The organism is Nocardioides sp. GCM10030259 (assembly GCF_042666375.1).
In the GTDB taxonomy this organism is placed as follows: Bacteria; Actinomycetota; Actinomycetes; order Propionibacteriales; family Nocardioidaceae; genus Nocardioides.
In genome coordinates, this window is record NZ_JBHTDF010000025.1 from 860,518 (window position 1) to 862,521 (window position 2,004).

Annotated in this window: 2 protein-coding genes; one reads left to right on the forward strand and one right to left on the reverse strand. The window is 71.2% G+C overall.

Annotated features, from left to right (window positions below; all coding sequences use genetic code 11):
- The coding region (locus tag ACFQQI_RS23555; protein ID WP_378569040.1) for an alpha/beta fold hydrolase at positions 1 to 636 on the reverse strand (636 nt) is incomplete at its 3' end.
- 226 nt (positions 637 to 862) lie between these two features.
- Between ACFQQI_RS23555 and ACFQQI_RS23560 the strand changes: the two genes are divergently transcribed.
- Positions 863 to 1,648 carry a methyltransferase domain-containing protein gene (locus tag ACFQQI_RS23560; protein ID WP_378569041.1) on the forward strand — a complete coding sequence of 262 codons (786 nt, stop codon included), beginning with the start codon at positions 863 to 865 and terminating at the stop codon, positions 1,646 to 1,648.
- The last annotated feature ends 356 nt before the right edge of the window (positions 1,649 to 2,004 follow it).

A 2,004-nucleotide genomic window follows, 5' to 3' on the forward strand; every position in this document is an offset into this window, starting at 1 on the left:
CGGGGAGTCGTCGCCACTCAGCAGCAGGGTCGGCACGTCGAGCTGGGCCAGCTCGGGCGCGCTGGGCTGGGTCCACGCACCGTGGACCTCGGTCAGGATGGCGTCGCCGTTGTCGACGAACAGCGTGCGCATCTCGTCGGGCAGTTGCTCCCAAGTGCCCTCGCCGAACGCGGCCTCGATCAGCCGGGCGGCTGCGTCCGCCGGGGCGGTCCCCGGAGGTAGTCGACGTCTGAGCCGCTCGAGCCAGTCCCTGCTCTCCGGCGAGAGCATCGGCATGCTCGGTTCCAGGAGCACCAGGCACCGCACGAGCGCCGGATACCGCAGCGCGAGATCCACGGCCACCTCGCCGCCGTAACTCCGGCCGATCACGACGGCGGGCGAGGCATCGAGGGCATCGACCAGCGCCGCCGCGTCGTCGGCGTGGCTCCGCACCCCGCTGGAACCGGTGGCGCGACGCTCACTTCGACCGCAGCCTCGGCGGTCATACAGGATCACTCGTCCCCGTGCCGCCAGCTCCGGCACCGCTCGGGCCCAGAGACTCGCCGAGCTCCCCGTGCCGTGGATGCCCAGAATCGGCACCCCGGTCCCGTGCGCCTCGACGTGAAGGACCACACCGTTCACCAGCACGGCGCCCATGGAACGACCCTAGCCCGTCGGCAGGCACGACGCATGAGTCGAAAGGAGGGCCCGCACCGCGCCGGCACGCGACGGGATGCAACTAGTCCGCCCACCCACATCTCGGCACGAGCGGACGCCGACACCGCGGCGTGCAGCCTGTGCGTCCCCCGGCGCGCGAAACAGCCTCAGTTGCGCGCTGGCAGTGGTCGGCGGGATGGCTCAGGCTGGCAGCAGAGGAGGAGCCATGACCGGAATGATGGAGTTCGACGAGGAAGCCGTGCGGCGCGTCGAGATGGCTTACACGACACCCGACATCGTCGAGCAGCGCGCCGGGGTCATCGCCGCGCTGGCACTCGGCTCGGGGGAGAGGGTGCTCGACGTCGGCGTCGGGCCGGGGTTCCTGGCCGCCGAGATCGCCGCTGTGGTCGGGCCGGGAGGACGGGTCTGCGGGATCGACCTCAGCGCCGACATGCTCGCGGTCGCAGCCCGCCGCGACCCGGGGACCGACGCGGCCGCCGTCGAGCTGGAGCTGGCCGGAGCGGAGGCCATCCCGTACACCGACGGGTCGTTCGACGCGGTGGTGTCGACCCAGGTCCTCGAGTACGTGCCCGACATCCCCGCCGCGTTGGCGGAGATCCACCGCGTGCTCCGGCCCGGTGGGCGGGTCCTGGTCCTGGACACGGACTGGGACTCCCTCGTGTGGGCGACGCCCGACGAGGAGGTGATGGCGCGAGTGCTGGTCGCGTGGCGGGAGCACCTGGCCGACCCGTACCTGCCGCGTACCCTCCGACGCGCGCTCACCGCGGCGGGCTTCGCCGTGGATCGCCCGTCGGTGGTGCCACTGCTGAACGTCGGCACTCCCGAGCAGAGCTTCAGCGGCATCCTGCTCGGCCTGGTTGCCACCTTCGTCAAAGGCCGGAACGGCTTGGACGCGACGACCGTCGAGGCATGGGAGGACTCGATGCGAGGGCTCGGCGATGACTGGTTCTTCAGCCTGAACCGCTACGTCTTCACCGCCACCCGCACCTAGCGCGCGTCCGCCTGGAAGGTGTCGCGAGGCCCCGCCCCCTGCTCGTCGTCGTCGTGGACCGCTCCACCCGCCGCTGGCCGAGCCGTGCGTTCACTGCCCACCCAAAAACGGCATCAGCGCGCACTCGTCGCGGTAGATCTGGTCGGCCGTCGCGGACGTCATGTGGGTAGTGGAGACGGGTCCACTGGAGACGGGTCCACCATCCGCATGACGCCCCGGGGCCGCCGCACGTGCTCATCGGCAGATCCGGTAGTTCAGCTGCGCCGACTGGTGCCTGTTAGACGATTCCGCTAGGACCGGTGTCCGGCCAGACTCGGTCCAGGCGTTCGGCGGGACGCTCTCCTTGCGGCTGCCCA